The following is a 552-nucleotide window of genomic DNA, read 5'->3' as shown; positions in this document are numbered from 1 at the left end:
ATTATTTCGGGGAATCGATAGAATATGATCTTAACGGAAATATCACCCGTCTTTATAGAAATGCTAAAAACGCTACCAATGGGATGGCCATGCAGATTGATAACTTAACTTATGCATATAATGGAAACCGCCTGAACACCGTTACTGATATCAGCCAGAATTATGCCGGCTATCCCGATGTATCCGGAAATACTATTTCTTATGATAATAATGGAAATATGACCAGCCATAAGGATAAGGGGATTCTGGACATTCAATATAATCGCTTAAACCTTCCCAACTTTATCATGTTTGATAAAATGTATTACACCAGAGGAGAATGGCAGAATGTAAACACCCGGTATTATTACGCCGCAAATGGCACTAAGCTTAGGAAAGAATACAGATATAGTGAGAATTCTGCATACAGAAAGAAGACAACCGATTATATAGATGGCTTCCAATATGAAGAAATACAGAGTGTAAGCCCTTTTACACTTAAATTTATTTCTACCTCTGAAGGCTATTACAATTTTGAAAATAATAAGTATATTTACAATTATACAGATCATC

1 pseudogene is annotated in these 552 nt (G+C 35.1%); it reads left to right on the top strand.

The annotated features are described in order from the left end of the window. Positions 1-552: pseudogene (locus ABMQ40_RS16700) on the top strand (RHS repeat-associated core domain-containing protein); the annotation flags it as partial.

The organism is Chryseobacterium gossypii (assembly GCF_041361455.1).
Classification (GTDB): Bacteria; Bacteroidota; Bacteroidia; order Flavobacteriales; family Weeksellaceae; genus Chryseobacterium; species Chryseobacterium gossypii.
This window is presented reverse-complemented; position numbering and strand designations above follow the sequence as displayed.